Annotated in this window: 19 protein-coding genes; 16 read left to right on the plus strand and 3 right to left on the minus strand. The window is 64.9% G+C overall.

From position 1 onward, the window contains the following. Positions 1 to 27: 27 nt before the first annotated feature. Positions 28 to 1,143 carry an NADH:flavin oxidoreductase gene (locus tag ABWW33_RS18030; RefSeq protein ID WP_353403079.1) on the minus strand — a complete coding sequence of 372 codons (1,116 nt, stop codon included), beginning with the start codon at positions 1,141 to 1,143 and terminating at the stop codon, positions 28 to 30. 100 nt (positions 1,144 to 1,243) lie between these two features. Here ABWW33_RS18030 and ABWW33_RS18035 point away from each other — a divergent pair, with 100 nt between their 5' ends. The 7 genes from ABWW33_RS18035 to ABWW33_RS18065 all read left to right on the plus strand — a co-directional run bounded on the left by ABWW33_RS18035 (position 1,244) and on the right by ABWW33_RS18065 (position 7,282). Further along, positions 1,244 to 1,612 (plus strand): winged helix-turn-helix transcriptional regulator, encoded by a 369-nt coding sequence (locus tag ABWW33_RS18035; RefSeq protein WP_353403080.1) that lies wholly within the window; start codon positions 1,244 to 1,246, stop codon positions 1,610 to 1,612. A gap of 205 nt (positions 1,613 to 1,817) precedes the next feature. Next, positions 1,818 to 3,149, plus strand: coding sequence for a sensor histidine kinase (locus tag ABWW33_RS18040; protein ID WP_353403081.1), 1,332 nt, complete (start codon positions 1,818 to 1,820; stop codon positions 3,147 to 3,149). Further along, positions 3,149 to 3,901, plus strand: a complete 753-nt coding sequence (locus ABWW33_RS18045; protein WP_353403082.1) for a LytR/AlgR family response regulator transcription factor — start codon at positions 3,149 to 3,151, stop codon at positions 3,899 to 3,901. The genes ABWW33_RS18040 and ABWW33_RS18045 overlap by 1 nt, the downstream gene beginning before the upstream one ends. An 81-nt stretch (positions 3,902 to 3,982) precedes the next feature. Further along, a complete protein-coding gene (locus ABWW33_RS18050; RefSeq protein WP_353403083.1) occupies positions 3,983 to 5,053 on the plus strand; it encodes a S41 family peptidase in 1,071 nt (356 codons plus the stop codon). 146 nt (positions 5,054 to 5,199) lie between these two features. Next, positions 5,200 to 5,544 (plus strand): ArsR/SmtB family transcription factor, encoded by a 345-nt coding sequence (locus ABWW33_RS18055; protein WP_353403084.1) that lies wholly within the window; start codon positions 5,200 to 5,202, stop codon positions 5,542 to 5,544. Further along, positions 5,534 to 6,037, plus strand: coding sequence for an SRPBCC family protein (locus ABWW33_RS18060; RefSeq protein ID WP_353403085.1), 504 nt, complete (start codon positions 5,534 to 5,536; stop codon positions 6,035 to 6,037). The genes ABWW33_RS18055 and ABWW33_RS18060 overlap by 11 nt, the downstream gene beginning before the upstream one ends. 207 nt (positions 6,038 to 6,244) lie before the next feature. Then, on the plus strand, positions 6,245 to 7,282 hold the full coding sequence (locus tag ABWW33_RS18065) for an HAF repeat-containing protein (RefSeq protein WP_353403086.1): 1,038 nt from the start codon (positions 6,245 to 6,247) through the stop codon (positions 7,280 to 7,282). A gap of 286 nt (positions 7,283 to 7,568) precedes the next feature. On the opposite strand, the gene ABWW33_RS18070 is transcribed toward ABWW33_RS18065, so the two are convergent. Both ABWW33_RS18070 and ABWW33_RS18075 read right to left on the minus strand, forming a co-directional pair. Beyond that, entirely contained in the window at positions 7,569 to 9,485 is a 1,917-nt protein-coding gene (locus ABWW33_RS18070) for an NPCBM/NEW2 domain-containing protein (RefSeq protein ID WP_353403087.1), read from the minus strand. Between the two features lie 48 nt (positions 9,486 to 9,533). Continuing rightward, positions 9,534 to 11,504, minus strand: coding sequence for a sialate O-acetylesterase (locus ABWW33_RS18075; RefSeq protein ID WP_353403088.1), 1,971 nt, complete (start codon positions 11,502 to 11,504; stop codon positions 9,534 to 9,536). Between the two features lie 177 nt (positions 11,505 to 11,681). Between ABWW33_RS18075 and ABWW33_RS18080 the strand changes: the two genes are divergently transcribed. From ABWW33_RS18080 to ABWW33_RS18120, 9 genes are all read left to right on the plus strand, one after another. Then, a complete protein-coding gene (locus tag ABWW33_RS18080) occupies positions 11,682 to 13,961 on the plus strand; it encodes a glycoside hydrolase family 31 protein (protein ID WP_353403089.1) in 2,280 nt (759 codons plus the stop codon). A gap of 253 nt (positions 13,962 to 14,214) precedes the next feature. Continuing rightward, complete coding sequence (locus ABWW33_RS18085) at positions 14,215 to 15,306, plus strand: porin (RefSeq protein ID WP_353403090.1); 1,092 nt, start codon at positions 14,215 to 14,217, stop codon at positions 15,304 to 15,306. Between the two features lie 33 nt (positions 15,307 to 15,339). Continuing rightward, complete coding sequence (locus tag ABWW33_RS18090; RefSeq protein ID WP_353403091.1) at positions 15,340 to 15,486, plus strand: hypothetical protein; 147 nt, start codon at positions 15,340 to 15,342, stop codon at positions 15,484 to 15,486. Positions 15,487 to 15,608: 122 nt separating this feature from the next. Then, a complete protein-coding gene (locus tag ABWW33_RS18095) occupies positions 15,609 to 17,213 on the plus strand; it encodes a methyl-accepting chemotaxis protein (protein WP_353403092.1) in 1,605 nt (534 codons plus the stop codon). Between the two features lie 30 nt (positions 17,214 to 17,243). Further along, positions 17,244 to 18,035, plus strand: coding sequence for a substrate-binding periplasmic protein (locus ABWW33_RS18100; RefSeq protein ID WP_353403093.1), 792 nt, complete (start codon positions 17,244 to 17,246; stop codon positions 18,033 to 18,035). A gap of 279 nt (positions 18,036 to 18,314) precedes the next feature. After that, positions 18,315 to 19,958 carry an alpha-L-fucosidase gene (locus tag ABWW33_RS18105; RefSeq protein WP_353403094.1) on the plus strand — a complete coding sequence of 548 codons (1,644 nt, stop codon included), beginning with the start codon at positions 18,315 to 18,317 and terminating at the stop codon, positions 19,956 to 19,958. Between the two features lie 120 nt (positions 19,959 to 20,078). Further along, on the plus strand, positions 20,079 to 20,465 hold the full coding sequence (locus tag ABWW33_RS18110) for a hypothetical protein (RefSeq protein WP_353403095.1): 387 nt from the start codon (positions 20,079 to 20,081) through the stop codon (positions 20,463 to 20,465). After that, the gene (locus tag ABWW33_RS18115; RefSeq protein WP_353403096.1) at positions 20,462 to 21,409 is read left to right on the plus strand and encodes an alpha/beta hydrolase; all 948 of its coding nucleotides are present in this window, start codon (positions 20,462 to 20,464) and stop codon (positions 21,407 to 21,409) included. Before ABWW33_RS18110 ends, ABWW33_RS18115 begins: the two co-directional genes overlap by 4 nt. 404 nt (positions 21,410 to 21,813) lie before the next feature. Beyond that, positions 21,814 to 24,888 carry a TonB-dependent receptor gene (locus ABWW33_RS18120; RefSeq protein ID WP_353403097.1) on the plus strand — a complete coding sequence of 1,025 codons (3,075 nt, stop codon included), beginning with the start codon at positions 21,814 to 21,816 and terminating at the stop codon, positions 24,886 to 24,888. Positions 24,889 to 24,980: the final 92 nt, after the last annotated feature.

Genomic DNA, 24,980 nt, shown 5'->3' on the forward strand with positions numbered 1-24,980 from the left:
GTATTCCGGCTCCGCCCTTGAGGAGACTTAAACGAGCTCGGCCAGTGAGGCGGCGTCAAATCCCTTCAGGCTTTCGTAATTGTTACTCTGGATCTTCGCAGTCCAGTTGGGATCACTGATCAAGGCTCGACCCACAGCGATCAGATCAAACTCATCGCGAGCCATGCGTTCGATCAGCCGGTCCAGGCTCATGATGCCGGAGCCCTTGCCGGAAAACGCGTTCAGAACATCGCCGTCGAGCCCCACCGATCCCACGCTGATGGTGGTCGCGCCGGTCAGTTTCTTGGCCCAGCCGGCGCAATTGAGACCGTTCTCGCCGTCGATCTCGGGAAACTCCGGTTCCCAGAAACGGCGCTGCGAGCAATGCAGCACGTCCACGCCGGCCTCGACCAGCGGAAGCAGCCAGTCCGTCATGGCCGCCGGCGTCTCGGCCAGCCGCACGCTGAGGTCTTGCTGCTTCCACTGGCTGACCCGCAGGATGATCGGGAAGTCGGGGCCCACCGCCTTGCGCACCGCCGCCACGATCTCCCTGGCGAAACGCGAGCGCTGCCGGATGGTCGCGCCGCCGTACTGGTCGGTGCGCAGGTTGGTGCCGGACCAGAAGAATTGATCGATCAGGTAACCGTGCGCGCCGTGGATTTCCACGGTGTCGAATCCCAGCCGCTTGGCGTCGGTGGCCGCCTTGGCGAAGGCGGCGATCGTGTCGGCGATGGCGCTGTCGCTCATGGCGACGCCGCGCGCTGCGCCGGGCGCGTCGAGCCCGGACGGACTTTCGACCGGCGCCTCGGGCTCCCATTCGCTGTACCGGGCGGCACCGGTGTGCCACAGTTGCGGCCCCATGCGCCCGCCGGCGCCGTGCACGGCATCGATCACGCCCTTCCAGCCGGCCAGCGCCGCCTCGCCGTGGAAGAAGGGGATGTTGGGATCGTTGCGGGAGGCGGGCCGGTCGACGACGGTGCCTTCCGACAGGATCAGGCCCACCTGGCCGGCCGCGCGGCGCTGGTAGTAGGCGGCGTTGGCGGGCGTCGGCACGCCGCCTGGCGAAAACGTGCGCGTCATCGGGGCCATGACGATTCTGTTTTTCAGCGTAAGCGATTTGATGGTGAGCGGACGAAACAGCACATTGGTGTCGATAGAGGACATGAAATGATCTCGATGGTGGATGGAAATCGCATGGTATATGAATTATACTTAGTGTCAATTAGGCACTTTGAAGTGCCTAGGTATAGCCAAGGAAACCACCATGAAAAACCGTATCGATTGCTTCTCCGCCGATTGCCCGAGCCGCACCCTGTTTGATCAGATTTCCGACAAGTGGTCGATGCTGGTGCTGATCTCGCTTGAAGACGGTCCGGTCCGCTTCAACGCCATCAAGCGTCGCCTGGAAGGCGTGACCCAAAAGGCGCTTACCCAGTGCCTGCGCAGGCTGGAGCGAAACGGGCTGCTGTCGCGTCATGTGATACCAGTGTCACCTATTGCGGTGCAGTACGAGATTACGCCGCTCGGTCGCACTTTGCTGCAACCGTTTAAGGTTATGCACGACTGGACGTTGACAAAGTTATCCGAGGTTGAGGAAGCGCGGCGAGTCTTCGATCAACGCAACGTGGAGTAGGGCTGACCAACACTTGGGGCGGGCTGGAGCGGCGGTACCCGGTACGGCGCCGGACCTGTGCGTGGCTTGACGCAGCGCTTCGGTCGGCGGCGTTCATCGCGCCGGCGCCGGTTTCGTGCCCGATTTGCGGGCATTCGTCGCATGGGCGAAAACACGCGTACCCGAACCGCTAGAATGGCGGGGCAAGTTCAACACGAGGAATTTAATGAGTTCTCCCGCATTTCTGCCATTCAACGCTCCTCCCGTGCCGGAAGTCGAGCACGACCGCCGCTTGGTGCGCCGCTACCTGCTGCAGTCGGCGCTGCGCTTCAACGCCGGTTCGCTGCTGTTCCTGTCGCTGGCGATCGCGCTGCTGCCGCTCTGGCTGAACTTGGGCACGGCTGCGCCGGGCGAATTCGAGCCCCGCAAGCTGAATCCGTACATGGTCGGCGGCGTCGTGCTGGCGTTGATGGCCTGGCTCGCGCTGACGTCGAGCGGGATCGCCCGCAGCTTTCTTGCCCGGCTGGGCGAGGAGGGCAAGGCGCTGTGTGCCGAGGGGATGGCTTCCTCGGTGACGCGCCGCATCGATGCGCCGTTCAATCCCTATACCACCTTTGACCTGTGCACCGAATCCTTGTCGGGACTGGCGCTCGGCACAGCGCTCGGCTACGCCGGCCCGCCGGCGTTCTTCCACGACCCTTTCAAGGGCCGGATCGTGCTGGGCCGCTGGCGCCCGTTGGTGCTGGGGCGCCATGTCGAGGTGAGGGTATCGTCCGAGTTGGGCCCCAGCTGCCACATCGAGCTGCGCTGCCGCCCGGGCCTGGCCTGGTTCGCGATCCAGCGGGGCGAGTCACTGAGGGCCGCCGAGATGGTGTGCGCCCAGCTGAGCCAACACCTTACGCGCCACGCAAACGCGCTGGATGCGGCCCGGCGTGAACGCGAGCTGGAACGCACCTCGCTGCAGGCGCGCCTCTCGGCCTTGCAGGCCCAGGTCGAGCCGCACTTCCTGTTCAATACGCTGGCCAATCTGAAGTACCTGATCCGCACCAACCAGCAGGCCGCGCAGGACATGCTCGACCACCTGGTTGGCTACCTGCAGAACGCGCTGCCGGATATGCGCTCGGTGTCCTCGACCCTGGGGCGAGAAATGGATCTTGTTAGCGACTACCTGGCGGTGATGCGCATCCGCATGGGCACGCGCCTGCGCTTCGCGGTCGACGTGGGCGAGGAATTGCGCAGCCTGCCGTTCCCGCCGGCGATGCTGATCTCGCTTGTGGAAAACGCCGTCAAACACGGGTTGGAGCGGGCCAGCCGGCAGGGCCTGATCACCATCAGCGCAAGGTATGAGAGCAAGGGGAAGGGCGAGCTGCTGAGCGTGTCCGTGGTCGACGACGGCGTCGGCTTGACCGAACAGGCCGGGCAGGGCACGGGGCTGGCGAATATCGTGGAACGCCTGCTGCTGCTGTACGGACGCGAGGCCAGCCTTTGCGTGGAGCCCGGCGACGGACAAGGCGTGCGCGCCGTGCTGACGGTGCCTGTGGCGGGAAACCACGCCTGATGCCGAGCGCCCTGATCGTCGAAGACGAGCCTCTGCTGCGAGCGGAACTGACGGACCAGCTGCGCGTCCTGTGGCCCGAGCTGCAGATCGCCGGCCAAGCCGAAAACGGCATCGACGCGGTGGCCTGCATCGATGCACTGAAACCGGACATCGTGTTCTTGGACATCCAGATGCCCGGCCTGAACGGCATGGAGGTGGCGCGCCATATACCCGAGTCCTGCCAGGTGGTGTTCGTCACGGCGTACGCGGACTATGCCCTGGCCGCTTTCGATGCCGGCGCAGCCGACTACCTGGTCAAGCCTTTGACGACCGCACGCCTGTTGCAGACGATCCGCCGCCTGAAGTCGCGCGCGGTCGCAAGCCCGCCGCCGGCCGTGTGGGAAAAGCTGTTCGAGCAGGAGAGCGCGCCGGTGTACCTCAAGTGGATCAAGGCCTCTAGCGGCAATACGGTGCGGCTGGTGATGGTGAGCGAAGTGCTGTACTTCCAGTCGGACGGAAAGTACATACGGGTGGTGACGGAGAAAGGCGATGCGCTGATTAGGCTGCCTCTGAAGTCCCTGATCGAGCAGCTGGACCCGCAGCTGTTCGCGCAAATCCACCGCAGCGCCATCGTCAACCTTCAGGCTGTCGACCGGATCGAACGCGGTGACGACGGGGGGCGCGGCGGCGCCGGCCTGGAGGTGATCCTGAAAGGCCGAACCGAGCGATTGACCGTTAGTGAAGCGTTTACCAGGCAGTTCCGCCAGATGTAGCTGGCCTGCGTTTGCCCCTTGTGATTTATTTTTTTTATGGAGCCAAGACCTACTATGCGATACCTCGTTCCCGCAGCAGTCATGACCCTTTGCATCATCGCCCTCCCCACCGCAGGCGCACAAGAACAGGGGCCTGCCGCAGCCGCGCAACAGGCCCGGCCGTTGAGCGCAGCAGACAAGGCCGCTGCCGTCGACCTACTAGCCCAACGCCTGTCCGACAAATACATTTACGCTGACGAAGGCAACAAGATGGCCGCCGCCGTCCGCGATCATTTGCTCAGGGGCGACTACGAGAAAGCTGCGACGGATGCGGAATTCGCAGACTTGCTGACGACCCATATCCAAGCTTCCCACCCGGACAAACACCTGAACATCCGCTACGTCCCAAATGCGCAACCTGATCGGCCCCGCCCCTCTCTCAATCAAGCCGTGCCTGCCGAGGTTCGACAGCGTATGACCGAAGTGGGGCAATACTTGAATTTCTCCTTTGAAAAGGTAGAGCGCCTGCCCGGCAATATTATGTACGTCAAGTTCAACGGATTCTTTGAAGCGGACATCGGGAAGGCGGCCGCTACAGCCGCGATGAATTTGGCAGCCAATGGCAACGCGATGATCATTGACCTGCGCGAAAACCGTGGCGGTGACCCGCGCATGGTGGCGCATGTGGCAAGTTACCTGCTTGGCGATAAGAAGGTCCATCTGTCGGATATATATTTTCGGGCTGATAATGAAACCCATTCTTTCTGGAGCGATCCCGCCGTTTCAGGAGCGCGCTTTGGCGCGGACAAGCCTGTCTATGTGTTAACCAGCGGCGAAACTTTCTCCGCAGCCGAAGATTTTACGTACAACCTCCAAGCTATCAAGCGCATCACTGTAGTTGGTGAAACAACCGGAGGCGGCGCGCATCCGACCCAACCGTTCCGTATCGATCCGAACCTGGTCGCCGTGATACCGGTAGGACGCTCGATCAACCTGATCACAAAAAGCGATTGGGAAGGTACTGGAGTTAAACCTGATGTTGTCGCCGCCGCGGATAAGGCTCTGACTAAAGCAAATGCACTGGCACTGCGTCAGGTGCTGCCAAAAATCAACAACCCGAAGGAGCGGGCTATGCTTGAAAAAAAGCTCGCCGAGTTGGAGACGGCTTTGTAAATTTCCACTGACCAGTTAGACAAGGAAATACGGCTCGAAAATCAGCATCCGCCTCTGGTCAAAGGCGCGGATGCTTGCTCCGCTAATGGAAGGCCGTTTGGTGTGAGTTGTTGCGTTCAATTTTTTTTGCGTGTATAGTTAGCCATATGGATAACTATCGAGTTGCGCTGGACGCCATCTTCCACGCTTTGTCGGACCCGACGCGCAGGGCCGTGGTGCGCCGGCTGGGCGCGGGCCCGGCGACTGTCAGTGAATTGTCGGAGCCCTTCGACATGGCGCTGCCGTCGTTCATGAAGCACATGCGGGTACTGGAAGAGACCGGGCTGGTAAGCAGCAGCAAGAGCGGGCGGGTGCGGACCTGCACGCTCGAGCGGGACAAGTTCGCCGCAGCCGAGCGCTGGTTCGAGGAGCAGCGCACGCTCTGGAGCAACCGATACGAAAACCTGGACAACCTTTTGGAACAACTGCAAGGAGACGACAATGGCAGCTAAGCTTCAATTCGATTTTGTGGTCAACAAGGAAAAGAGCACCCTCACCGTGGCGCGGGAATTCGCTGGCCCGCGCCAGTTGGTCTGGGATTGCCATACGCAGAGCGCTTTGCTCGACCGTTGGTTTGCGCCCAAGCCTCTGAGCACCAGGACCAAGCATATGGAATTCAAGGAGGGCGGCTACTGGCACTACGCCATGGTCACGCCCGATGGGCAGGCTTACTGGAGTCGCGTGGATTACCTGGCCATCCGCCCGATCGACAGCTATGCGACCCTTGACGGCTTTACGGATGAAACCGGCGTCGTCAATGCCGACATGCCGCGTTCGCGTTGGGACGTGACCTTTTCGGACCTGAAAGAACATACGCTGGTCACCACGGTCGTGCATTACAACTCGCCGGAAGACGTGCAAAAAGTCATCGATATGGGCATGAAAGAGGGCATGGCGTCCACGCTCGAGCGCCTGGATGAGCTGTTGCTGACGCTGGGTGCATGAATAATGAACGGGCTGGTGACCGGATCAGCCCGTCCATCCAGGTGAATGGCGCCTCACCGCTATAGGCCTGGCCCGCGACCCGTCACGAATGTCCGAAAGTGAACAGCGTAAACGTTCATTTCCGCACACTTTGGCCGTGCCCACGCCATAACCAGCCGTGGCACGGGACTTGCAGTTCTCTCCCTGACTAACCACCAAGGAGGCACCATGCAGGATCTGACTCTGGGCGCGCGCGGCACCGAAACCAGCGTCGCCGTCGATATCAACGCGCGGGGCCAGATGGCCGGCGTCATTGAAGATGAGGACGGCCACCAGCGCGCCATCCTGTACGACAAGCGCCCGGTCGAGCTGGGTACGCTGGGCGGCAGCGAAGGCGTCACCAAGGGCCTCAACGCCAACGGCGACGTGGTCGGCACGGCGCAGAACAGCGCCGGCTACTGGCGCGCTTTCGTAGTCCATCATGGCGAACGCATGCAGGACGTCGGCACGCTCGGTGGCAACAGCAGCTACGGCGCGGCCATCAACAACACCGGCCAGGTGGCCGGCTTTTCAGACACCAGCGACGGCTATTACCGCGCCTTCGTCAGCGGCGAGGACGGCCAGTTGCGCGACCTCGGCACGCTGGGCGGCAAGATCAGCTATGCGGCCGGCATCAATAATCAAGGCGCCGTGGTCGGTACGGCGGCGCGGGGGGATGGCTACCGCCACGCTTTCCTGACCACCCCCGGCGGCGCCATGCAGGATCTTGGGACGCTCGGTGGACGGATCAGCAGCGCCACCGCCGTCAACGATGACGGCGTGGTAGTCGGCGCGTCGGAAACGCCCGATCGCCGCTGGCACGCGTTCATGTGGAACAAGGGCAAGATGGTCGACCTCGGCGCGCTCATCGGCTACGGCGACAGTTTCGCCACCGCCGTCAACCAAGCCGGCCATGTAGTCGGCAGCATCCGCGTCGGCGACGAGCGCCGGTCCTTCGTCTACCGCGACGGCAAGATGACCGTGCATCGCGGCGGCTACGGCCTGTATCTGGTCAACGCCATCAACAACCAGGAGCTGGTGATCGGCGCCCGCAGCGTGGGCAACAAGTTCAATGCCGCCACCATGGTTTCCAGCCAGCCGGCGGTGGTCACCCACGGCGGCCAGGATTTGTTGGGCATGATGGCCGTCGTGCTGCTGGCTGCAAGCGGCGTGGTGATGTACCGCCGCCGTTATCGCGGCATCACCCTGCAGGCCAATATCGGATAGCAGGGCGGCCGCTCGGGCGACGTCGGCACCTGGGTCGATACGGACCTCACAACCGCGCCCACCCTGAATCCTGGCCTGGGCTGGGGCAACGGCAACTCCGTGGTCAGCGCGCAACAAGGCGGTCTGGGCACCGGCCAATTCGGTGCCATCCCACACCACCGACAACGGCGCCACCTGGACCCCGACCAATCTGCCCGCGCTCTCCGGTGTCGGCATCAACTGACGAATTAATTTCGTGTGATGTCATCGTCGTGCACGGCAACCGGGCCGTGCACGATGAGTTCGTTTACTCAGGCTGGGCGGACGACAGCAAGGCGGCGTCGCCCCAGGTGACAGGCTGCTGCGCATTGCCCGGCGTGGCACTGCGCGCCACCAGTTCTATGCTCTTGACGCCGGAGACATCGGCGTCCAGCGCCTGCGCCGGCTGTCCCCAGCGCAAGGCCTTGCTCTTTGCCAGCAGCTTGCCGTCGCCGTAGATCATGAAGGTGACGGCGTGCTTGCGGTCCTGAGCGGTATCGTCCACGCCGACGCGCGTGGTGATGTGGCGATAACCGTGATTGCGCACTTCCAGCCGGGAATTGGCCAGGATGCCGATGCCGGCGGCGTAGCGGGTGCCGGCGATCTGCAGGACCTGGCCGTAAGGCGTGCTGTCGGCGCGGGCGCCGCCCCAGCCCGCATACATGGGCCGCTCGCCCGGGCCCTTGGTGCCGGACCAGGCGGCCGAGGAACGGAAGAGGGTGGGGTCGGGCTGCGGTTGGGTGACGCCATCGACCGCCGGATTGACGCTGCCAGGCTGTTCCGAGAGATACAGGCCGTGGGCCAGTTCCCGCGCACCCTGGACGCGGAAGATGCGCGTCTCCCGCGGCGCCACGCGCAGCTTGGTCTCGTTGGTAAACGTGGTGTCGGTCTTGCTCCACAGATCGGTCAGCGTGATCGGCGCGTCCTTGCGCAGCTTCAGGTGTTCGGCCGTCAGATCGACGTCGATGGCGGCGACGCCGCGGTTGAAGATGGCCAGCGCCTTCCGGCCCGAGGCCAGCTGCTTGACCAGGATCTGCAGGTCGTTGGCGTCATAGGCCACCGTGGCCTGGTTGCCGGCGGCGTCCTGGTTGAGCGCGATGATGTCGGCATTGCCCAGGATGTCTATTAGGGCCTGCGGCGTGGTCCGGAGGTCGGCGCCGATCAGCAGCGGCGCGTTGAGCATGGCCCACAGCGAGAAATGCGAGCGCGCTTCCACCAGGTGATCGGCATCGAAGTCGCCTTTGCCGATGAACAGCATGTCGGGATCGTTCCAGCTGCCGGGGTGCGCATAGAGCTCGCGCTTGGCGGCGCTGTCGAAATTGCTGAGCATGCGCGCCCAGGACGGCGTGATGTCGTCGCTGGTGCGCGAGACATTGCCGTAGTTCTTGCCCCAGGAACGCACATCGCCGGCGCCCCAAATGCACAGCGACAGCAGGAAGTCGTCGTTGGGCCGGTAGCGCCGCAGCGCCGCGTTGATCTGGGCGAATTCGGCCTGCACGGCCGGAATGTCGGAGCGGGTCACCGTCTCCAGGTCCAGCACCGGCGGCAGCGCGCGATACTGGCCGGAGCGCACCTTGTCCTCGTTGGCGCCGAACGCGCGCACGCCGCAGCCGTCCACCTTGATGTAGTCGAAGCCCCAGTCGGCGAAGTAGAGCTTGATGTCCTGGTCGATACGGCCGTACAGGCCGACTTCGCGTTCCAGCACGCTGCCCTTGGGCAGGTCGGGCGAATCGGGGGAAAAGGCCTGGGAACAGGTGTTGCGGCCCAGGTCGGAGTAGATGCCGGCCTTGAAGCCCATCGCGTGCAGCCGGTCGGTGAAGGGGCGGAAGCTGCTGCCGCCGGCCGTCACGGAAGAGGGGAAGCGGTCCGGGCGGATCAGCAGCCGGCCGTCCGGGATGCGGCGGTGCGCCACCCAGCCGTCGTCCAGATTGATGTAGCGATAGCCCTTGGCGGCCAGACCGCTGTCGAGGATGCGCTGGGCCGAGCCGAGGATCTTCGCCTCGTCGATATTGGTGGCGAACGCGTTCCAGCTGTTCCAGCCCATCGGTGGGGTGGCTGCCTGGCCGGCCGTGTAGGCGCTCCAGCCGGCGACGGGCGCCAGCGGGTCCGCGGCCGCGTAGCCGGTGGCCATGGCCAGGCATAACGGTAACAGTGCTCGCCAGCCCGGGGTTGCTTGCTCTTGCATCAAAAACTCCTTTTCGATTGTGATGAATGGCGCCGTGGCGCCCATGTGTCAGCGCAGCTCGAGCTGGAAGCTGCCGACCGGCAGGTCGTCGGCGCTGAACAGATTGATGAACGGAGCATCGGCCCAAGCGTAGCGTACGCGCGTGATGCCGGACTTGGCGTCCTTGACCGCGCCGGGCAGCACCACCGTCGCGCCCGCCACCCGCGCGTCGGTGTAACGGCAAGCCGTGCCCGTGCACACTTCAAAGCCCAGGGCGCGATCGCCGGAGTACGTCACCAGGCCGGCACCCGCATCGCGGAAGGCGATCACGATATCTTTGCCGCTGCGCTTGGCCGACACCGGGTAAGGGCTGCCGGGCGCGGCCGGTTCGCCATACGCCACGGCGCGCGCGGCGCGCGCCAGGCGTTCGCCGACGATGGTCTTCTGGGTCGGGTGGATGTCGAAGCGGTCGCCCAGGTCCAGCGTGACGGCCAGGGCGGCATGGGCGTCGTGGGCCACGGCCTCGGCCTGCGCCGCGCGCAGCTGGGCCCAGCCGGACTTGCCGGGCGCGCGGGGCGCGTCGCCGAAGGAAGTCAGCTGGGTGACCAGGAAAGGCAGTTCGGGCTGGCCGAAGCGCCCGCGCCAGTCGCGCATCAGCAGGGGCAGCAAGCTGCGGTATTCTGTTGCCGCGTCGGCGTTGGCCTCGCCCTGGTACCACGCCACCAGCTTGAAGCGATAGCCGACCAGCGGCGCGATCATGCCGTTGTACAGCGTGGTGAGGCTGTTCGGCCAGTCCCAGGGCGCGGACGGCACGGAGAGGCCGCGCAGCGCATTGCCGCGCTGCACCTTCCACGCGGCCGGCAGCGCGATCTGCTGGCCGTCGGCGGTGGCGATGCTGCGCTGGTCGGGCGGGCCCGACAGGCCGCCGCCCTGGCCTCCGCTCAGCACGCGCAGGGCGATCACGTTGCGGCCCGGCCGGAACAGGCCCGCCGGCACGGCGTATTCGCGCCAGATCCAGGGGATGCTGGCGCCGCCTACGCGCACGCCGTTGACCCAGGTGGTGTCGCTGGTATCGACCGGCCCCAGGCGCAGCGCATTGGCCGCGCTGGCCTGGGCTTCCGTCAGGGTGACGCTGGTGCGGTACCAGGCCACGCCGTCGAAGTCCTTGAAGCCGGCCAGTCCGCTGTTCTTCCACGATCCGGTCGGTGTGACGGACGGCCAGGCGCTGTCGTCGAAGTCCGGCGCGGCCCATGCGCGTTGCGCGGCCGCGGCCGGATCGTGCGCGCGCCACCAGGCCTCGCTGCGGGCGTCCTCGGCCTGCATGGCCGCAGCCGGATCGGCGCCGTATTGGGTGACGGCGGCAACGCCGGCCTGGTAGTCGCCGAACGTGCGCAAGGATTCGGCCCCGATCCAGCTTTGAATCGTGGTGCCGCCCCAGCTGGCGTGAATGAAGCCGACCGGAATCCGGTAGCTGGCCTGCAGCGAGCGCGCCATGTAGTAGCACACGGCGGAGGCGTCGCCGACCGACTCCGGGGTCAGCGGGGTCCACGCCACCGGGCCCTTGAGCTCGTCCTGTGGCGTCATGGCGCTGTGCTTCTGCACGTTCAGGTAGCGCAGCTGCGGGTTGCCGGCGCCGTAGGTGGCGCCCTGGGCGTTGGTCGAGGCGCGCTGGGCGAATTCCATATTGGACTGGCCCGAACACAGGTAGACGTCGCCGACCAGGATGTCGGCGCGGCGCAGGGTCTGGCCGTCCGCGTGCGCGCTCAACTGGTAGGGGCCGCCCGCCGGCTGCGGCGGCAGCGTGAGACGCCACTTGCCTTGCGCGTCGGCGTTGCCGTGCGCGCTGTGCTGTCCCAGCGTCACGGTCACGCTGTGCCCGGCGCTGGCCGTGCCCCAGATGGTGATGGGCTGGTCGCGCTGCAGGACCGCGTGGTCGGAGAACAGGCGGGCCAGTGCAAGTTGGTCCGCCTGTGCGGGCAGGCTCAGGCTGCCGAAGGCGAGCGCCAGCAGGGGCGCGGCAAAGCGTGTGGTCTCCGTCATGGTGCTTTTTCGTTGAGGTTGTCGATGGGGTTTGGGCCGGATTGTGCGACCTGGGCTGGGTTCAGACAATTACGAAAACGCTCAAATGGCCGAACATAATTGAAGAAGAAGGGCGGCGGAGACGCTTGTTGCAGGGATCGCTCGATAGAATAAAGGTCCGTTTATTCGAGGAGGAACATGATGAAGAAATTGCTGCCCGCTGCCCTGGTCCTGGCCTGCCTTGGCGTGACCGCGCTGCCGGTCCATGCGGAGGTGACCCGGAGCGCGCGCGGGCTGGTGGTGGCGACGGCGCAGGGCACCGTGCGCGTCGAGCCGTGGAGCGAGCGCGTCGTGCATGTACTGGTCGGTCCGGCGGCGGACTGGGACGGCAACTACAATCCCGCCGTGATCGCCCAGCCGGGCACGGTGGACTGGTCGGCCAGCGAAATGCCGGACTACTACCAGCTCAGCACCGCGCTGCTGCAGGTGCGCGTGGCCAAGGCAGGCGGGGCCGTCAGCTTCCTCGACGCGCAGGGCAAGCCGCTGCTGTCCGAGTCCGGCCGCGACATCGCCAGCAACGGTGTCATGCAAGGGTTCGATTACGCCGGGCCGGTGTTCGGACTGGGGCAGCACCAAAACGGCAAGCTCGACTACAGTGGCAGCACGGTGCGCTTGCAGCAGGCCAATCGCGATGTGGCGGTGCCGATGCTGGCGACGCCGGCGGGCTTCGGCATCCTGTGGAACAATGCCGCCGTCACCGAGGTGGAGGCGGGCCTGCCCAACGGCCATTATCCCTTGGCCTTCCGCTCGGAGGCCGGGCCGGGCGTCGACTATCATTTCATCCTGGGACCGGAACTGGACCAGGTGGTGGCCGGCTACCGCGAGCTGACCGGGCGCGCGCCCATGATGGCGCGCTGGACCTGGGGGCTGTGGCAATCCAAGGAGCACTATGCCAGCCAGGATGAGCTGCTGGGCATCGCGGCGCGCTACCGCGCGCTGCAGGTGCCGCTGGACGCGGTGGTGCAGGACTGGCAGTACTGGACCCCGGGCGCCTGGGGCGAGCACCAGATGGATCCGGCGCGCTATCCGGATCCCAAGGGCATGCTGGACCAGCTGCACGCCGAGCATGTGCACGCCATCATTTCCGTGTGGGCGCGGTTTGACGGCGGCACCCGCAACGCCGCCGCGCTGGAGGCGGCCGGCGCCCTGTATCCCCAGCTGTACAACAACGTCTATCCCGCCGGTAAAGGCCGCTGGTACGACGCCTATTCGGCCAGCGGCCGCCAGTTGTACTGGCAGCAGATCAGCCGCACGCTGGGCCAGTCCGGCTGGGACGGCTGGTGGCTGGACGCCAGCGAAGCCGAGCTAGGCGGCTGGTGGGGGCAGATGCGCGAGGTCGCCACGGCCGCCGGTCCCGGCACGGCGGTGTACAACGCCTATCCGCTGCTGCACACGACGGCCGTGTTCGAGGGCAGCGCCAAGGATGCGCCGGCCAAGCGGCCGTTCATCCTGACCCGCTCGGCCTACAGCGGCCAGCAGCGCAATGCCGCCATCACCTGGTCCGGCGACACCATGGGGACCTGGGAGGTGCTGCGCGCGCAACTGCCCGCCGCGCTGAACTTCACGCTGAGCGGCATCCCCTACTGGTCGGCCGACATTGGCGGCTTCTTCGGCGGCGATCCGGCCGATCCCGCTTATGCCGAGCTCTATACGCGCTGGTACCAGTTCGGTGCGTTCAATCCCATGTTCCGCGTGCATGGCACCGGCGAGTCCAAGGAGATCTGGCGCTTCCCGGCGGCCACGCAGAAGATCCTGCGCGACGTGACAGCGCTGCGCTACCGCCTGCTGCCCTACATCTATTCGGCATCGTGGGACGTCACCAGCCGCCACGGCACCATGATGCGCGCGCTGGCCATGGATTTCCGCACCGATGCGCAGGCGGTCGCCACGGCCGACCAGTACATGTTTGGCAAGGCGCTGATGGTGGCGCCCGTCACGTCGCCCAACACGGCAGTGCGCACGGTGTATTTGCCGGCCAACAGCGAATGGTTCGACTTCTGGACCGGCCAGCGCTACGCGGGCGGCAAGGTGGTTGCCGCCAAGGCCGATATCGCCACCATTCCGCTGTTCGCCCGGGCCGGCAGCATATTGCCGCTGGGGCCGCAGCGGCAATATGCCGACCAGGCCAGCGCCGAGCCGGTCGAACTGCGCGTCTATCCGGGCCGCGACGGCAGTTTCGAATGGTATGACGACAGCGGCGACGGCCCGGGCTATGCCCAGGGCGAGCATGCGCTGCGCCGCTTCAGCTGGGACCAGGCGAGCCGTCGGCTCACCATCGCGCCGTGGCAGGGCAGTTTCCCCGGCCTGCGGCGCGAGCAGGCCTTCCTGGTGCGCTGCGCGGCGGCGCCGGGCAGGGCGGGGGTGCGCGTGGTGGCCGCTGGCGCCCCGGTCGAGGTGTCCCTGCCGGACTGCCGCTGATGGCCAAGCTCGGCGGCGCGCAGGGCGCTTGCGCAGCGCCGCGCTGAGCATTTCGAACAGGGTGCGCCGCCAGACCGGCCACGGCGACAAAGGCCTTCAAATCGTGTACGCCGTGATTGATGCGCATGGTGCATTAATCGGCTTAAAAAATGCAATTATCAAATTCCGCCATCTGGCGGATGATTCTTCCATTCGGTCAACAGACTCGTCATCAGCCTCGGCAAGAAGGCTAACAATATCAAGGAGACAAAAAATGCGCCATTCCTGCGCTCTCACCGCATTGCTCGTCACGAGCAGCACCTGCCTGGCCCAGACTGGCATCGACCTGTACGGCATCATCGACGTGGGCGTGCGCAGTACCAGCGGCCTGGGCGCCAGCAACGCGCCCACCCCGTCCGGCCAAACCAGCGCAGTCAGCAGCGGCACCGATGAAACCAGCCGCTTTGGCATCCGCGGCCGCGAGGCGCTGGGTGGCGACTGGGCCGCGCTGCTGCGCCTGGAAGGGGGTATCAACGCCGACACCGGCGCCTCGGCCAAGAGCGACCGCCTGTTCGACCGCGACGCCTGGGTCGGCCTGGAGACGCCGTATGGCACCATCGCCGCCGGGCGCCAGCCCACATTGCTGTCCGACGCCCTGACCCCGATCGACCCGATCGGCAAGCGCGACGCCAGTTTCAATCCCAATATCAATGTTGCCGGTCTGAGCAATACCGCCTTCGGCACCCATGCCTTCGGGCGCCAGTACGGCCCCAGCGGCTACAGCGACAATTTCTACCGCCTCGACAACACGCTCAAGTACACCTTCAAGTCCGGCCCCTGGCAGGCGCGCGCGTCGTGGTCGGCCGGCGAGGTGGCGGGCGATACCCGGGCTGCCTCCGCGCGCGGCGCCGCGCTGGCCTACCAGGACGGGGCCTGGGCGCTGTCCGGCGCCGCCATGCAGTTCCGCAGCAAGGAAGACCTGCCGCTGGACGCCTGGCTGCTGGGTGCAGCCTACCGCCTGGACGCCTGGCAGTTCAAGGCCACCATCGCCCGCAACCAGGCCGACACCGGCCCGAAGCAGACGGTGCACCAGCGTGTGGATTCGGTCGGCGTGAGCCGCACATTGGGGGCCGGCCTGTTGCTCACCACGGCCTGGTACAAGGTAAGGCGCGAAGCTAGCGGCTTTGTCAATGACGGCTTCGACCGCGCCTTTGTCTACCTGGAAAAGGCGCTGGGACCGCGCACCACCACCTATGCCGAAGCCGATTACACCAGCTGGCGCGGCAATGCCGCCGGCCTGAGCGGGACTCGTCCCAATGACAGCCACGGCGCCGGGCTGACGTTCGGCCTCATGCAAAAATTCTAAAGCACACCAGCAGACGCCATCGATGCGCTCATCATGGTGGGCGCTGCCCTGGGCAAGCTGATGGCCGAAGGCCGCCTGCAGCCGGGCCGCAAGGCGGTGCCGGCCAATTCGCCGATTGCCTGCGGCCAGTTGCGCCAAAGCCTCGCCGGCCTTCCGCTTTGCCGGATCCAGCGCCGATAAAATTTGCAATTTCACCTTGAGAAGATTAGTGTATTTAAGCAAGGGCACGTGCGAACACGGCCATTGTGGGATGGCGCCGCCGCGTAGAAAAAAAATCATTATCGTGGTGTCAAGGAGTTGACATGAAGTGGTTCTTGAACCTGAAGATGGCATATAAATTGTTGCTGTCTTTCTTTGCCGCATTGAGCCTGACGCTGGCCATCGGCATTTTCGGCATTTACCAGAACGCCCGCCTGAACGGCGCTTCGACCACTGTCCTGCACGTTACCTTGCCCAGCGTGCGGTACGCGCTGCTCATGAAGGCAACCTTGAACCGGATGCGCGTGTCCGAGTTGCAGCATATTCTTTCCACCGAAGCGTCCGACTACGACTACTACGAGAAGAGCATTGCCAGCCGCACCAGGGAATTTACCGAGTACGAGAGCAAGTACCGGCCGCTGGCGCATTCGTCCGACGAGCTGCGGCTGATGGCGGAAGTGGCGTCGGCATTTGACGCGTATCGGAGCGCGGGCCGCCAGGTGCTGGCCTTGTCGCGCGCCGGCAAGCAGGAGGAGGCGCGCAAGGCGATTCGGGGCGACTCGGTCAAGCTGTTCCGCCAGGTGAATGACGTGGTCGATAAGCTGGTGGAGCTTAGCCAGGTGGAAAGCGATGCGGCACTGGTCACCAACAACGATTTGTATACCTCTTCCCGGACCTGGATCATTGCCATTCTGGCGCTGGCGGTGCTGGTCAACGCGACGCTGGCCCTATGGATTGCCGGCTTGATCAGCCGGCCTTTGCGCGCCGCCGTCGGGGTGGCCGAAAGCGCCGCCCAGGGGGACCTGACCGCCAGCATCGAGGCGGAAACGTGCGATGAAATCGGCCAGCTGCTGCGCGCCATGCAGGCCATGAGCGCCAACCTGCACCGGCTGGTGGGACAGGTGCGCGAAGGGACGGACACGCTGGGCATCGCATCGCGGGAAATCGCCGCCGGCAATCTCGACCTGTCGACCCGCACCGAAGAGCAGGCCGCCTCGCTGGAGGAAACCGCGTCGGCCATGGAAGAATTGACCTCGACCGTGAAGCAGAACGCCGACCACGCCAGGCAGGCCAACCAATTCGCCCGCTCCGCGACCGAGGTGGCGGGCCGCGGCGGCCAGGTGGTGGGCGAGGTGATTTCCACCATGGACGCCATCAATGCTTCGTCGCACAAGATTGTCGATATTATCGGCGTGATCGACGGCATCGCCTTCCAGACCAATATCCTGGCCCTGAACGCCGCCGTGGAAGCGGCGCGGGCGGGCGAACAGGGACGCGGCTTTGCGGTGGTGGCGAGCGAAGTGCGCAACCTGGCGCAGCGCAGTGCCGCCGCGGCCAAGGAGATCAAGGACCTGATCCACGACTCGGTCGAGAAGGTGGGCGCTGGCAGCAAGCTGGTGGATCTGGCCGGGCACACCATGCAGGAAGTCGAGCAGAGCGTGCGCAAGGTGAGCGATATCGTGAATGACATCAGCGCCGCCACCCAGGAACAGAGCGTGGGCATCGAGGAAGTCAATACCGCCATTATCAAGATGGACGCGGTCACCCAGCAAAACGCAGCGCTGGTGGAGCAGTCCGCTGCCGCAGCACAGTCGATGCAGGATCTGGCCGCGCAGCTGTCCACCTCGGTGAGCGTGTTCCGGCTGGCGCGTGGCGGCGAACGTCGCGCCGCCAGGATGCTGCCGGGCCGCGCCGGCCAGGGCATATGATGGCATGAGATCGTCCTCCGGGAGTGCCTGATGTCCAATGTCTTGCCACGGCTGGGATGCGGTATCGGGATCATGCTGGCCGGGTGCTGCCTTGCGCTCGCCTGCAGCGCCATGGCCAGCGGGATCACGGTGCTGCGCGTGGCGGCCCAGGAAGGCACGGAACCGAAGTTCGTGCCCGGCCCGCAGGGTAGCGTGATCGGAATGTGCATCGATATCATGCGCGCCATCGAGCGCATCGCCCCCGGCTTGCGGTTTGAAGGGCATCAGCAGTGGATGCCGCTGGTGCGGGTGCTCTACGAAGTGTCCGTCGGCCAGCAAGACGCCGCCTGCGGCCTGCAGCGTACGGTGGAACGGCTGCCCCTGTATCATTTTCTCGACCAGGAACTGTTCATCGTCAACTATGTGCTGGTGGCGCGCGCCGACGAAACGGCAATCATCAATAGCTGGGACGATGTCCGCAAGTTGGGTCCGCAAGCCGTGCTGCTCACTAACCGCGGCTTCGCGGCGACGAGCTTTCTGGAGCAGCTGGGCGGCTTGCAGATTGATGGCAGCGCCGCCAGTACCGCGGTCAACCTGCAAAAGTTGATCGCCGGCCGGGGCCGCTTTTTCGTGCACCGCACCCCCGGCCTGCAGGCCATCCTGGTGCACAGCGGCGTGGCCGGCAAGGTGCGCATTATGCCGACGGTGATGTCGCGGGCGCCCTTGTACATGGCCCTGTCGCGCCAGCTCGACCCTGGCGTCGCGGAACGGGTCCGCAGCGCCCTGGACCAGATGGCCCGCAGCGGGGAGCTGGATCAGTTGCTGCGGAAGTGGGACCAGTAAGGTCTGGTGCCGCATCGGCTTGCAGTGGTACGTGTAATTGTCAGCCTCGTTGGTGAGTTTCATACTTGCGGCGGCTGAACACAACGGGCAACATTTCAATCGTGGCGATCGATGTGCGCACCATGTTGGCGATGCGCGGCGCCGGTCCGATCGCAAGAGCCGCCGCCGGCCTGCATGGAGCTGGCCGTGGCCTACCGCGGCGTGGGGCACGACCTGCCGAGACATAATCACTAACCCGCCCGCCCGGAAGGGCCGCCGCCTAGCGCGGAAAGGATAACAATGAGACGACGAGAACTGCTGAAACATCTGGCCGCTGCCATTCCGGCGCTGGCCGTATCCCCCCACCTTTTTGCGGCGGATGGCGTGGCCGAATCGATGGCCGAAGGACCGTTTGCACCTGACTGGAAGTCGCTGTCCGCCTACCGTACGCCGGACTGGTTCCGCAACGCCAAGTTCGGCATCTGGGCCCATTGGGGGCCGCAGTGCGAGCCGGAGTTCGGCGACTGGTACGCGCGCGGGATGTACGAGGAGGGTAGCGAAGCCTATCGCCATCACCTGGAGAAGTACGGCCACCCGTCCGAATTCGGCTTCAAGGACGTCATCCAGCACTGGAAGGCCGAGCAGTGGGATCCGGACAGCCTGGTGGCGCTGTACAAGAAGGCCGGGGCCCGCTACTTCGTTGCGCTGGCCAATCACCATGACAACTTCGACCTGTACGACAGCAAGCACCAGCCGGAATGGAACGCAACGCGCATCGGTCCCAAGCGCGACCTGATTGGCGGCTGGAGCAGGGCCGCCCGCAAGCACGGCCTGCGCTTCGGCGTCAGCGTGCACGCGGCACACGCCTGGACCTGGTACGAAGTGGCGCAGGGCGCCGACAAGAATGGCCCCAAGGCGGGCGTTCCCTACGACGGCAACCTGACGGCGGCCGATGGCAAGGGCAAGTGGTGGGACGGATACGATCCGCAGGCGCTGTATGCGCAGCGGCACCCACGCAGCAAGTCCGATGCCGAAGGCGGCAACTACTATGAGCAATGGCACTGGCGCGGCGGTGCTTCTTTGCCCGGCAAGGCGTATGCCGACAAGCTGTTCGACCGCACCGTCAACCTGATCGACGCCTACGATCCGGACCTGCTCTACTTCGACGATACCGTGCTGCCGCTGTACCCGGTCAGCGACGTCGGCATGCGGCTGGCGGCCCACATGTACAACCGCAGCGTCATGCGCAAGGGCCGGGTGGAGGCGGTCGTCAACGGCAAGATCCTCGATCCGGTGCAGCGCCAGAGCATGGTGATGGACATTGAACGTGGCCAGAGCAACCGGATCGAGCCGCTGCCGTGGCAGACCGATACCTGCATCGGCAGCTGGCATTACGACCGCCGCATCTACGACAACAAGGGCTACAAGAGCGCGCAGACCGTGGTGCAGACCCTGATCGACGTGGTCAGCAAGAACGGCAATCTGCTGCTGAGTGTCCCGGTACGCGGCAACGGCACCATCGATGAACAGGAGCGCGCGATCGTGGAAGAAATCGGACGCTGGATCGCGGTCAACGGCGAAGGCATCTATGACACCCGTCCCTGGCATGTGCTGGGCGAAGGGCCGGTCATGGAAGCGGTGGCGCCGACCGAGGGCGCGGGCTTCAACGAGGGCAAGAACCGGCCTTTCAGCGCGCAGGACGTGCGCTTTACCACCAAGGATGGCATGGTGTACGCCTTCGTCATGGGCTGGCCGGAGAACGGCAAGGTGAGCATCAAGTCCATGGCCAGCGGCGGCGCCTACCTGAAGCGGCGGGTGGCGCGGGTGGAGCTGGCGGGACGCGGCAAGCCGCTGGCGTTCAGGCAGGATGCCGACGGCCTGCACGTGACGCTGCCGTCCGAGAAGCCGGCGCTGCCCTACGCCTTCGCCCTGAAAGTGGCCTGAAGCGCTTGACCGGCAGGCTCCCGGCCCGCCGGGAGCCTTCACATCCTTTCGGTTAAACGAAAAGGCATGGTAATCAATTTGTCGAACGCAAAAAAGAAGCCATAAATTATGTGCCGCACCTTGCGCAATTTCATAAAGGCCTTGCCGGTATTGGCGCTTCCCCTGGCGGCAGGGGCGCAATCGAACACGGTGCTGGGGCCTCCTGATCACCGCATCCGGGTGGCGATGTATGTGGTGTATGACTCGCCGCTGGTGATGGTGGCGGACAATCCGGAAGCGTACAAGAACCCGGACGGCAGGCCGGAGAGCCCGCTGGACTTCCTCGCAGGCGGGGTGCGCTGTCGCGCCGAGATACTGCAGGACGGCAAGGATCGCGGCCACCTGGCCGCGAGCACGGCGCAGCCGGGCCAGAACAGCCGCATCAAGCTGGCGCTGGCGGGCGGTGGTGGCGCGCTGGTGGTGTTGACGCCGTTGGCGGGCGCGCAGGCGCACAGGACTGCGCCATGAGAACCGGCCGTCATATGCTCGCCCGCGCGGCGGCGCTGGCGGCCGTACTGGCCGTTGCTGTGGCGGCGCGGGCTCAAAACGCCGGCCGGGAAGCCAACCCTGAGCAGCCTCGCTCCGGCCCGCCCCCCGGCGTCTACCAGCCTGCGCAACTGGCGGCCGATGACGTGCGCGCTTTCCCAGTTCCGCCGGGCGGATTTGCGGACGCGCGGGCCGGGGTAGCACAGGGCAGGGTGGAGGAGTTCAGCTACGATTCGCCGGTGACGGGCACGCGGCGCAAGGCCAATGTCTATCTGCCTGCGGGCTATAGCACGGAGCGCCGCTATCCCGTGCTCTACCTGCTGCACGGCTTCGGCGGCACCCTGGACGACTGGCGCTACTATGTGCGTTCGAACGCCGTCCTCGACAACTTGCTCGCGGATGGCAAGGTGGTGCGGATGATCGTCGTCATGCCCAACGGGCGCGCGCGGGCGGACGACAAGCCGCCGCCGCCGGAACGCAGCTTCACGCCCGAGCATATTGCGGCCTTTGCCGCCTTCGAACGCGAGCTGATGGAAACGCTGATACCCGCCATCGACCGGCAGTACCCGACGCTGGCCGACCGCCAGCACCGGGCGATCGCTGGCCTGTCGATGGGCGGCGGCCAGGCATTGAACTTCGGCCTGGGTCACCAGGAAAGCTTCAGCTGGGTGGGCGGCTTCTCGTCGGCGCCGAATACCGCCGCAGCCGCCGTGCTGTTGCCCGACGCGGCGCGCGCGCGGACCCAATTGCGCTTGCTGTATCTGTCGTGCGGCAGCCAGGACGGCCTGTTCCACATTTCGCAAGACTTCCACCGCTACCTCAAGTCCAGCGCCATCCCGCATGTGTGGAATGTCGACCCGTACAGTCACGACCGCGACAGCTGGGCTGAGAACCTGTATGACTTTGCCCAGCTGCTGTTCCGCTGACTAACGGTCATCGCCGGAATCGCCGATGTAGCAGCGCAGCGCTTTTGCGCCCCGATGCGATGCGCGGCGCGCCCTTCAAGCACGCCTGCCATTTCACGCCAGCCCATATGCCGACTATCTGCGCCGGATGGCCATGCGGCGCGGCGCGCGGCGCCCCCTTTGTTGTTGGAGTACGACGAAGAGGGTTTCGATGGCACCAGCTGGCCTCAGTGCGCCGATCCTGTGCCGCAGGAATTGTCGCGCGAGCATGCGCCGGCGCGCCGAGCATACGATTTTTTGTTTTTACGTTGGTGAATTTGAGAATTGCTATTAGTTGATGCCGCAAGCAAAATTTGTACATCGCATTGTGATATCCAGCGATACAAAATGGGTCGCACGGCCTGAGAACAATGACGGAGATAAAATTGAAAGAATTTAAGAAAACGGCGATTGCCGCAGGCGTCGCCCAAGTGATGCTACTGGCCAGCGGCGCGGTATTTGCGCAAAGCGGCACCACACCCGCCGACAAGGACAAGGATGCCAATACCACCACGGTGATCGTGTCCGGCCAGCGCGCCGCGCTGGAGTCGGCATCGCAAATCAAGAAGAATTCGGATGAGATCGTCGATTCGATCGTGGCCGCCGACATCGGCAAGCTGCCGGACCGATCGGTGACCGAAGTGCTGCAGCGTATTCCGGGGGTGTCAATCGACCGCACCCAGATGCGCGCCGACCCGCTGCAAAGCGTGGGCGACGGCCACCAGCGCTTCGCCGCCGAGGGCACCGGCGTGTCGGTGCGCGGCATGAACTATGTGCGCTCGGAACTGAACGGGCGCGACTCGTTCTCAGCCAACGGCGGCCGCGCGCTGAGCTTTGAAGACGTGCCGCCCGAGCTGATGGCCGGGGTGGACGTCTACAAGAATCCGTCCGCCGAGCAAATCGAGGGCGCGATCGGCGGACTGGTCAACCTGCGCACCGCGTTGCCGTTCGACTATCCGGGCTTCAAGGCGGCAATGTCGCTGGAAGAATCGCGCGCCACCCGTAGCAACAAAAACAAGCCGGGCCTGTCCGGTCTGGTCTCGAACCGCTGGAAAACCCCGCTGGGCCAGTTTGGCGCGCTGCTCGACCTGGCGCATTCGGAAATTTCCACCGCCAGCGACAGCATGGGCATCAGCCCTTACATTCCACGCCTCGACCTGGTGCCCGGCCAGACCCGCTGGATCAGCCCGGGCGCGAGCTGGAGCTCGAACATTTTCAACCGTACCCGTGACGGCCTGTATGGCGCACTGCAATGGAAGAAAGACGATTGGTCTTCCTCGATGACCTACTTCAAATCGAAGTACAAGATGTACACCGAGGAGAGCGGCTTCTTCATGAGCACCACGCCGTCCACGCTGACCCTCGATCCGGGCGCGACCTTCGATTCCAAAGGGGCGTTGCTGACGGGCGTGCTGCACAACCCGGTCGACGGCGGTTTCGGCCTGAGCAACGGCATCGGTTTCGGTACCGACGCGCGCCAGTCGAGCCGCCGGGCCGACACCGCCGACCTGGCCTGGAACGTCGACTGGCGCGCCAACGACCAGTTGTCGTTCCGCGCCGATCTGCAGCACACGCGCGCCACCAGCCAGGCTTATGACAACACGGTCGGCCTGGGCGGCTTCATGCCCAAGGAAACGGTGGATCTGCGCACCTCGGTGCCGACCTATACCTTCGACGCCAGCGACCGCGCCTGGTTGGCCGATCCCCATAACTACTACTGGAGCTTCGCCCAGGAGCACCGCGACGCGGCGGTGGCCACCCAGAATGTGGCTCGCCTCGACGGCAAGTTCGTGTTCGATTCGCCGGTGCTGCACGACCTGCGCTTCGGCGTGCGCCTGACCGACCGCGATTCGGACACCCAGCGTACCCACGGCGGCAATGGTGGCAACGAGTGGCAGAACATCACCCAGGCCTGGTCGGTCGGCAACAGCTGGCAGCCCTACAACCACTTCGCGGTGGTGACCGATCCGCGCCTGAGCCAGACCAACTACGTCGCGCACAGCTTCGGCAACTTCTTCAATGGCACGCTGCCGGCGGCGCCGACCATCATCGTACCGACCCAGGCGGTGGTGACCAGCTCCTTCAACTCGGTGCCGTCGTCGTACCAGGAAATCCACAACTACGCCAACTATTACTGCGCCAACCCGCCCGCCAACGGCGATTGCACCGGCTGGAAGCCGTCGGTATTTGGCGGTCCAACCGATACCAACCTGCAGAAAGAGCGCACCAAGGCCGCCTACGCGCAGTTGCGCTTCGGCTTCGACGACTTGCGCTATCCGGTCGACGGCAATGTCGGCATGCGTGTGGTGAAAACCAATGAAAAGGCGACCGGCATGTTCGTCTTCAGCCCGCCGACCGGCACCCAGGTGCAGGGCGTGCCCACGATTGCGGGCGTGAACGAGATGCGCACGATCGAGCACGACTACAGCAACGTCTTGCCGAGCCTGAACCTGCGCATGAAGGCCAACGAGGAGCTGCAGTTCCGCTTCGCCGCCTCGAAAGGCATGTCGCGGCCGGACTTCTACCAGATGCAGCAGTACACCTCGCTGAACCTGCAGGCGAACACGCACACCGACCCGGTGACCAAGCAGAGCGTGCTCGATTCGATCGACTACAAAGGCGACAATGCCGGCAACCCGCTGCTCAAGCCGGTCTTGTCGAACAACGTGGACTTGACGGCGGAGTGGTACTCCGGCAAAGGCAGTTCGCTGACGCTGTCGTTGTTTAACAAGCACATCAAGGACATCATCATCCAGCGCACCGTGATCAACAGGCTGACCGACTCCAGTGGCGCGACGCATGACTTCCTGACCAACGGGCCGGCCAACGGCGCCGATGGCCGCGCCTACGGCGCCGAGGTGGGCTTCCAGCATTACTTCGACAATGTGCCTGACTGGCTGAAGGGCATCGGGGTGCAGGGCAACTACACCTATATCCGCAGCAAGCAGGATATGCACGCCCCGGCCGGGCTGTGGTGCACGCCGAAAGGTACGCTGGACTCGGCCACCCTGATCGCCCTGGCCGGTTGCGACACCGACGGCCACGTGCTGGGCTCGTTGCCGATGCAGGGCATGTCGAAGAACGCCGCGAACTTTGCCCTGCTGTACGACAAAGGGCCGTGGTCGGCGCGTCTGGCCTATGCATGGCGGTCGGACTACCTGCAGGGCATCAATCTGTTCGGCAGCAACGGCAGCGATGGCGTCGACCTGAACCCGGACAGCCCGAACCGGGGCCAGCCAAGCTCGGCGAACTACGCGCTGCCGCTGTGGGGCGGAGCATACGGCCAGGTCGACTTTGGCCTGCAGTACAAGGTCAACGACAGGATCGGTGTGTCCTTTGACGTCGGCAACCTGACCAACGCCATGTACAAGCAGTACGTGCAGCAGCAGATCGGCCTGAAGGAGCACTTTGCCAACTTCACCGGCCGCAGCTACTACCTGAAGGCGCATTACGCGTTCTAAGTTGATGTCGCATCAGCCTCTTGCGGCCCGGCACGGCCGCGGGAGGCTTTTTCTTTGTTCGCCAAGGAACAACTGGAGCGACGGCCCGACCT

The organism is Duganella hordei (genome assembly GCF_040369125.1).
Taxonomy (GTDB): domain Bacteria; phylum Pseudomonadota; class Gammaproteobacteria; order Burkholderiales; family Burkholderiaceae_D; genus Rugamonas; species Rugamonas hordei.

Bases quoted from the DNA above. Each gene is read 5' to 3' on its own strand.
- ABWW33_RS18030 (WP_353403079.1), bottom strand. From the start codon at position 1,143: ATGTCCTCTATCGACACCAATGTGCTGTTTCGTCCGCTCACCATCAAA.
- ABWW33_RS18035 (WP_353403080.1), top strand. From the start codon at position 1,244: ATGAAAAACCGTATCGATTGCTTCTCCGCCGATTGCCCGAGCCGCACC.
- ABWW33_RS18040 (WP_353403081.1), top strand. From the start codon at position 1,818: ATGAGTTCTCCCGCATTTCTGCCATTCAACGCTCCTCCCGTGCCGGAA.
- ABWW33_RS18045 (WP_353403082.1), top strand. From the start codon at position 3,149: ATGCCGAGCGCCCTGATCGTCGAAGACGAGCCTCTGCTGCGAGCGGAA.
- ABWW33_RS18050 (WP_353403083.1), top strand. From the start codon at position 3,983: ATGACCCTTTGCATCATCGCCCTCCCCACCGCAGGCGCACAAGAACAG.
- ABWW33_RS18055 (WP_353403084.1), top strand. From the start codon at position 5,200: ATGGATAACTATCGAGTTGCGCTGGACGCCATCTTCCACGCTTTGTCG.
- ABWW33_RS18060 (WP_353403085.1), top strand. From the start codon at position 5,534: ATGGCAGCTAAGCTTCAATTCGATTTTGTGGTCAACAAGGAAAAGAGC.
- ABWW33_RS18065 (WP_353403086.1), top strand. From the start codon at position 6,245: ATGCAGGATCTGACTCTGGGCGCGCGCGGCACCGAAACCAGCGTCGCC.
- ABWW33_RS18070 (WP_353403087.1), bottom strand. From the start codon at position 9,485: ATGCAAGAGCAAGCAACCCCGGGCTGGCGAGCACTGTTACCGTTATGC.
- ABWW33_RS18075 (WP_353403088.1), bottom strand. From the start codon at position 11,504: ATGACGGAGACCACACGCTTTGCCGCGCCCCTGCTGGCGCTCGCCTTC.
- ABWW33_RS18080 (WP_353403089.1), top strand. From the start codon at position 11,682: ATGATGAAGAAATTGCTGCCCGCTGCCCTGGTCCTGGCCTGCCTTGGC.
- ABWW33_RS18085 (WP_353403090.1), top strand. From the start codon at position 14,215: ATGCGCCATTCCTGCGCTCTCACCGCATTGCTCGTCACGAGCAGCACC.
- ABWW33_RS18090 (WP_353403091.1), top strand. From the start codon at position 15,340: ATGGTGGGCGCTGCCCTGGGCAAGCTGATGGCCGAAGGCCGCCTGCAG.
- ABWW33_RS18095 (WP_353403092.1), top strand. From the start codon at position 15,609: ATGAAGTGGTTCTTGAACCTGAAGATGGCATATAAATTGTTGCTGTCT.
- ABWW33_RS18100 (WP_353403093.1), top strand. From the start codon at position 17,244: ATGTCCAATGTCTTGCCACGGCTGGGATGCGGTATCGGGATCATGCTG.
- ABWW33_RS18105 (WP_353403094.1), top strand. From the start codon at position 18,315: ATGAGACGACGAGAACTGCTGAAACATCTGGCCGCTGCCATTCCGGCG.
- ABWW33_RS18115 (WP_353403096.1), top strand. From the start codon at position 20,462: ATGAGAACCGGCCGTCATATGCTCGCCCGCGCGGCGGCGCTGGCGGCC.